The sequence below is a fragment of the uncultured Allobosea sp. genome (assembly GCF_945956895.1).
Lineage (GTDB): Bacteria > Pseudomonadota > Alphaproteobacteria > Rhizobiales > Beijerinckiaceae > Allobosea.
The window spans coordinates 1-5,767 of sequence record NZ_CAMFJF010000123.1 but is presented as its reverse complement, the minus strand read 5'-3'; the positions used below and the strand labels follow the sequence as shown (position 1 = coordinate 5,767).

Genomic DNA, 5,767 nt, shown 5'->3' with positions numbered 1-5,767 from the left:
CCTATTTCATCGCGCTCGCCTTCTTCGCGCCGCTGGCCGGGCAGCATTTCCTGCTGAACGACGTGCCGCGCCTGTCCTTCATGAGCCTCATCGGCCACGCGATCTACGGCTACCTCGCAGCCTATGTCTTCGAGGCGCTGGAAGCGCGCGGGAGGTGACGCCATGCTCGACCGACGCGCCTTCCTAGGCCTCGCCGCTGCAGCGCTGCTTGCCGGGGCTGAGGCCAACGCCGAGGTACCACGCCCGGTCAACACGCTCGGCTCGCCCAATGGTGTCGCGATCCGCGGCTACGATCCCGTCGCCTATTTTCGCGACGGTGGCCCGCGGCTCGGCAAGCCGGAATTCTCGGTTCGGCACGGCGGCGCGATCTGGCATTTCGGCAGCGCCGAGCACAAGGCACTGTTCGAAGCCGATCCGGAGCGCTACCTGCCGGCCTATGGCGGCTTCTGCGCCTATGGCACCTCGCGCGGCTATCTCGTGAAGAGCGAGCCGGATGCCTGGTCGATCGTCGATGGCCGGCTCTACCTGAATTACGATCTCGACGTGCGGAAGACCTGGCTCAAGCGGACGAAGACCTATATCGCCCGCGCCGACGGGAGCTGGCCCCGGCTGAGTGCGCGGGATATCCGGTAGCGAGCCCGCGCCTGTGTGGCCTTGGAAGGACCGAACCTGTTCAGGCGGCCTTGTCGCGGCCAATCGCCTGGACCCTGTCCCAGACGCGATCGGATTGCGGGACATCGATTTCGAAGACGCCCTCGAAGATATCCGCGAGTTGGCTCGCGCTGACGATGCGCTCTTCGCTTGCGGCATCCGGGGAGACGCGGCGCAGGCAGTCGTTCTGCAGGGCGATGTAGCCATCCGCCGTATGTCGGAAGACCGCGAGCGCGTTGGTGAAGGGCGAGCCCGGATCCGTCGTCAGCCAGCCATGCGCCATTTCCATGGCGGCCTCGTCACTGTGATCGGCCCGGAAATCGACGCTCTTGGCGATGCCGCGCGGATGGTTGTTGAAGCGCAGCCAGCCGTCGTCGGCCTGCGTGATCGCAAAATCGAACCCGCGCTGTCTGATCGGCCCCAGCGCAAGCGGCACGGGGGCGATAATGGCGTCGGCCAGGCCGACCTCGGCGATATAGGGACGGTCGAGGTCGACGCGCAGGGTGAGGTGATTGCCGATGGCGACGTCGCCCAGAAGCTCGCGATGGACGCCGCCGCAAAGACGGGTCACCCGGAAGCCGAGCGCGGCGAGCGCGGCACCGAACAGGCCGTTCATTTCGAAGCACCAGCCGCCGCGTCGGCCCTCGACCATCTTGGCGAAGGCCGAGGCGGGGGCGATCGAGGAGGGCCAGCCCATGAAGGCGTCGAGCGCCTCCCAGGTGAAGGCCATCAGGTGAGCCCGGTGGAGCTGCGACAGGCTGGCGAGATCGAGAGTGCCGGGCCGTTCCATGCCGATCCTTGCGAGATAGGCGTCGATCTGGCCGGCGCTCAAGGTCATCCGGTTTTCGCTTGAAGGCATATGCGACACCCCATGGTCTCCTTTCGATGAGCCTGGTCGAGAGTTCGCTGCCTGTAGCGCGCCGGGCGATCCGGCGTTCCTAAATGAATGTGCAAGCCCGGGCCCGATATCCTAAAAGCTTGCTAAGCAGCCTGGGGCAGGCGAGGGGGCGGCCGTGCGGCTCGACGACAAGCTTCTCGAATTTCTCGGGCGACCGCTGATGTGCATCATCGCCGGGGCCGATGCGGGCGGGCGCCCATCCGCGGGGCGGGGCGTCGGCTTCGACGTGCAGGAGGACAGGGAGACGATCGACGTGATCTTCTCCGCCTGGCAATCGCCGCGCCTGGAGGCCGATATCCGGCAGACGGGCCGGGTCGCGGCCACCTTCGTCAGCCCGTCGGACTATGTGAGCTTTCAACTCAAGGGGCGCGCCAGCCTGCAGGAAACGACGGCGCGTCACCGGGACTGCGCCGAGCGCTTCATGGCGGCCGCGACGAACGAGCTTGAGGCCCTTGGCGTTCCCCGACACATCATCCCGCCCTGGCTGACCGCTCGCGGAATCCGGGTCGCCCGGCTCGCGATCAGCGAGATCTATGTCCAGACGCCGGGCCCGCTGGCCGGGATGCTGGCGGGCGCGGGATCGCCATGAGCCTGCGCCTGTCCGACCTTGCCTCGTGCTTCGAAGGCGTCATCCCTTCGATCATCGCCACGGCCTCGGCCGATGGCATGCCGAACATCTCCTACCTCTCCCATGTGGTGCGGGTCGACGACGCGCATGTGGCGCTCTCCAACCAGTTCTTCGCCAAGACGGCGGCGAATATCCGCGCCAATCCCAAGGTCACGCTGATCCTGGTCGATGGCTTCACGGGCGCTCAGTTCCTGCTCGATATCGGCTTCGTGCGCTCCGTCGATACAGGCCCGCTCTTCGACAGGATCGCGCTCCAGCTCAAGGCGAGCAGCGCGCAGGTCGGCATGTCCGAGGTCATGCGGCTGCGGAGCGCGGATATCTTCCGGGTGCACGCGATCGAGGCGGTCCCTTCCGATGTCGAGACGATACCGGCCGCCGCCAGCCGGGCGCCCGTCAGCCTCCCCGCCCTGTCGGAGGCGATCAGGGCCGTCGAGCAGGCGGCTGACGCCGGCGGGATCATCGACAGCCTGCTTGCAGCAGTCCGACAGGTGCTGGGATATGGCAACGCGCTCGTCCTCATCCATGACAGCCATCACGGCTGCATGGTCACCGCCGGGAGCATCGGCTACGAACACTCCGGCCTCGGCTCGGAAATCGCTGGCAGCGAAGGGTTGATCGGCTCGGCTGCGGCGACGGCCCGGACGATCAAGGTCAACGACATGAGCCGCCTGCGCCGTTTCGGGGAGGCGATCGGCCAGGAGGCCGAGGCTGCCGAAAACCTGACACGCACCGTCGCCTTTCCGCAATTGCCGGCGGCCATGAGCCAGATCGCGGTGCCCATGATCGCCCGCGGTACGATGAAAGGCGTGCTTTTCATCGAAAGCGCGGAACGGCTGGCCTTTCGCGAGGATGACGAGGCGGCCCTCGAAATCCTGGCAGGGCAGGCGGCCGGCGCTCTCGCCAACAGCGAGCGGGAGGCCGCGGCTGCCGAGCCGGCGCAGGCCGCCCGATCTGCGGCTCCAACTGCCGTGGGACGTGAGATCAGCGTGGTTCATCACCGCTATGACGACAGCGTGTTCGTCGACGGCACCTATATCGTGAAGGGCGTTGCAGGCGCGCTGCTGCGCCTGATGGTGGAATGGCATCTCGCGGAAGGGCGGAACGAATTCACGAACCGGGAAATGCGATTGGCGGCCGGAGCCAGGATGCCCGATATCAAGGACAATCTCGAAACGCGGCTTCTGCTGCTGCGCCGCCGGCTCGAGGAAAAGCAGGCTCCGCTTCGCCTCGTCCGCATCGGCAGAGGCCGCGTCCGTCTGAACGTCGACGGGGCGTTGACACTCGGCACGGCCGGGGCGTAGCGGGCGGGGCGGGGGCGATGGGAAAGGCCCGACCGAGGGTCAGGCTGCCGTCTGCAGCACGGAGAAGATCGCCTTCCGGCCCGGCGCGATCCGGCCATGGCTGCCGGAGAGGCCGAGATAGGTCGCCGGCGTCGTGCTGGCCATTGCCAGAGCCTCCGTCAGCGTGGCGCCGCCATGGCGATGCGCGTTGAGGATCGCGGTGTTCATGTCGAGATGGGCGCCCGCCAGCCGGCCCTCGGCATTGACCAGCCGCCCCTCGCTGACACGGATTGTCTCGCCGAAGAGCTCGAAAGCATCGCGCGGCGAGCCGATCGTCGCCATCGCATCGGTCACCAGCATCATCCGCTGCGGCCCGATGGCGCGGAAAGCCGCCTGGAAGGAGGGCCAGGCGACGTGGTGGCCATCGGCGATGATCCCGGCGGCGAGACCGAGATCGGACATCGCCGCGCCGACCACGCCGGGCTCCCGCGAGCCGAGTTGGGACATGGCATTGAACAGATGGGTGACGCCGGAAAGCCCCTCGGCATGGGCGCGTGCCATCTCCGCCGCGGTGGCGTTGGTATGGCCGGCGCAGACCCTGATGCCGCGTTCGACCAATGCGCGGATGAAGCCCGGCGGAACGATTTCAGGGGCGAGCGTCACCAGGGTCGCGCCCGTCGGCCCCAGCCCGGTGAGAAGGTCGACATCCGACGGCTCCGGCCGCAGCATGTTGGCGAGCGGATGGGCACCGTTGCGCTCGGGGTTGATGAAGGGCCCCTCGATGTGAATTCCGAGAGCGCCGGGCACGCCTTGTGCGATCGCCTCGCGTGCTGCGGCGATCGCACGCGCGATATCGGTGCGGCTGGCGCTGATCAGCGTCGGCAGCAGGAAGCGGGTGCCGAAGCGGGCATGGCCGGCTGTGATCGTGGCGATGCCCTCGACCGTCAGGCTGTCGTTCAGCATGGCGCCGCCGCCGCCATTGACCTGGATGTCGATGAAGCCCGGCGACAGGACGGCGTCTTCGGGCAGCTCCTCGACCGGGCAATCGGGCTTGGCGTCGGTCGGGAGGATCGCGCTGACGATGCCGTCCTCGGCGACGACGATCCGATCGTCCAGGATCTCGGCGCCGTCGAACAGGCGCTTCGCGCGCCAAGCCTGCCGGGCGGCGGCCATCAGAGCGTCTCCGTGACCTTGAGCAGCCCTGGCGGGCTGTCGACATTGCGGCCGAGCCGTCGGGCTTCCGCTTCGAGCGCGCGATAGACCGGCACCAGTTGCGCGATGGCGTCGAGCGCCGGTTCGCCCGGGCCGAGGCCGGGCAGGCTCGGCTGTGCTCCGGTGCCCGAGAAGACCGGGCTGCCCTGCCGGCCAAGCGTCGCCAGCGCGTCCTCGATGCTGTCGGAAACCTCACCGCCGGCATTGAGCCCGAGGATCGGATGCTCGCCGCGGATCGCCGCCTTCGGCCCATGCAGGACCTCGGCGGCGCTATAGGCAAGCACCGGTACGCCCAGGATTTCGGCGGCCTTCAACGCCGCCTCGCGGGCTGGGCCGAGGCTGAGCCCGCGCCCGATCACGAAGCCGGCGGGGGCAGGGGACAGGCGGCGCGCCCAGGGCGACCAGTCGAGGGCGAGCGCCTGCGCCAGCCGCTCGGGTGCCGTCCCCGCTAAGGCGGTGAGCGCCTTATCCTCGGCCAGCATGCCGACCAGCAACAAGCCGGCGAGCATGGTGTTCACCACCGTCTTGGTTGCTGCGACGGCGAGCTCGGGGCCGGCGGCGATCGGGATGACATGGCGGCAGGCGCGCGCGGCAGGCGAGTCCGGGTCGTTGACGATGGCGATGGTCTGGGCGCCGGCCGTGGTCGCCTGCTCGGCCGCGGTGACGAGATCCGGGCTGCGGCCGGATTGCGAGATCAGGATGTAGAGTGCCTCGCCGAGGCGCGGATTCGCGCCATAGCGCGTCACCACGGAAGGAGCCGCGGGCGCTGCGCTCAAACCGAGGCGGGTTTCGATGAGATAGCGCAGATAGGTGCCGGCATGGCCGGAGCTGCCGCGGCCGCTGACCACCGCATGGCTGACGCGGCGCATGTCGAGCGCTGCGGCGACACGCGCGATACCGTCACGCCCCTCGCGCAGGAGGCGCGCAGCCGCCTGCGGAATCTCGCTGACCTCCGCCGCCATGCGGGAGGTGGCAGGTTCCTGCCGGCTCATGATTGCAGCCCCATGGCTTCCCCTTGCAGGGTGGCGACGAAATCATAGCGGTCGCCGCGATAGGCGGAGACCGTGAACTCGACCGGCTTGCCGTTGGCGAGGAAGG

The 5,767-nt window shown here is 68.4% G+C and carries 6 protein-coding genes; 3 read left to right on the top strand and 3 right to left on the bottom strand.

Going from position 1 to position 5,767, the window contains the following annotated elements; all coding sequences use genetic code 11:
- Nucleotides 1-162: 162 nt before the first annotated feature.
- Complete coding sequence (locus Q0Q02_RS23005) at nucleotides 163-633, top strand: YHS domain-containing (seleno)protein (protein WP_293813061.1); 471 nt, start codon at nucleotides 163-165, stop codon at nucleotides 631-633.
- A 40-nt stretch (nucleotides 634-673) separates the two neighbouring features.
- On the opposite strand, the gene Q0Q02_RS23000 is transcribed toward Q0Q02_RS23005, so the two are convergent.
- Complete coding sequence (locus tag Q0Q02_RS23000; RefSeq protein WP_293813059.1) at nucleotides 674-1,519, bottom strand: arylamine N-acetyltransferase; 846 nt, start codon at nucleotides 1,517-1,519, stop codon at nucleotides 674-676.
- 145 nt (nucleotides 1,520-1,664) lie between these two features.
- Here Q0Q02_RS23000 and Q0Q02_RS22995 point away from each other — a divergent pair, with 145 nt between their 5' ends.
- Nucleotides 1,665-2,138 carry a pyridoxamine 5'-phosphate oxidase family protein gene (locus Q0Q02_RS22995; RefSeq protein ID WP_293813057.1) on the top strand — a complete coding sequence of 158 codons (474 nt, stop codon included), beginning with the start codon at nucleotides 1,665-1,667 and terminating at the stop codon, nucleotides 2,136-2,138.
- Nucleotides 2,135-3,478: a GAF domain-containing protein gene (locus tag Q0Q02_RS22990; RefSeq protein WP_293813055.1), complete on the top strand. Its 1,344-nt coding sequence runs from the start codon at nucleotides 2,135-2,137 to the stop codon at nucleotides 3,476-3,478. The genes Q0Q02_RS22995 and Q0Q02_RS22990 overlap by 4 nt, the downstream gene beginning before the upstream one ends.
- Nucleotides 3,479-3,517: 39 nt before the next feature.
- Here the strand turns inward: Q0Q02_RS22990 and nagA are convergent, their stop codons facing one another.
- Nucleotides 3,518-4,630, bottom strand: a complete 1,113-nt coding sequence (gene nagA, locus Q0Q02_RS22985) for an N-acetylglucosamine-6-phosphate deacetylase (RefSeq protein ID WP_293813054.1) — start codon at nucleotides 4,628-4,630, stop codon at nucleotides 3,518-3,520.
- Nucleotides 4,630-5,661, bottom strand: coding sequence for an SIS domain-containing protein (locus tag Q0Q02_RS22980; RefSeq protein ID WP_293813052.1), 1,032 nt, complete (start codon nucleotides 5,659-5,661; stop codon nucleotides 4,630-4,632). Before Q0Q02_RS22980 ends, nagA begins: the two co-directional genes overlap by 1 nt.
- Nucleotides 5,662-5,767 lie beyond the last annotated feature (106 nt).

Coding starts and splice junctions, on each gene's coding strand:
- Q0Q02_RS22990 (WP_293813055.1), top strand. CDS start 2,135: ATGAGCCTGCGCCTGTCCGACCTTGCCTCGTGCTTCGAAGGCGTCATC.
- nagA (WP_293813054.1), bottom strand. CDS start 4,630: ATGGCCGCCGCCCGGCAGGCTTGGCGCGCGAAGCGCCTGTTCGACGGC.
- Q0Q02_RS23005 (WP_293813061.1), top strand. CDS start 163: ATGCTCGACCGACGCGCCTTCCTAGGCCTCGCCGCTGCAGCGCTGCTT.
- Q0Q02_RS22980 (WP_293813052.1), bottom strand. CDS start 5,661: ATGAGCCGGCAGGAACCTGCCACCTCCCGCATGGCGGCGGAGGTCAGC.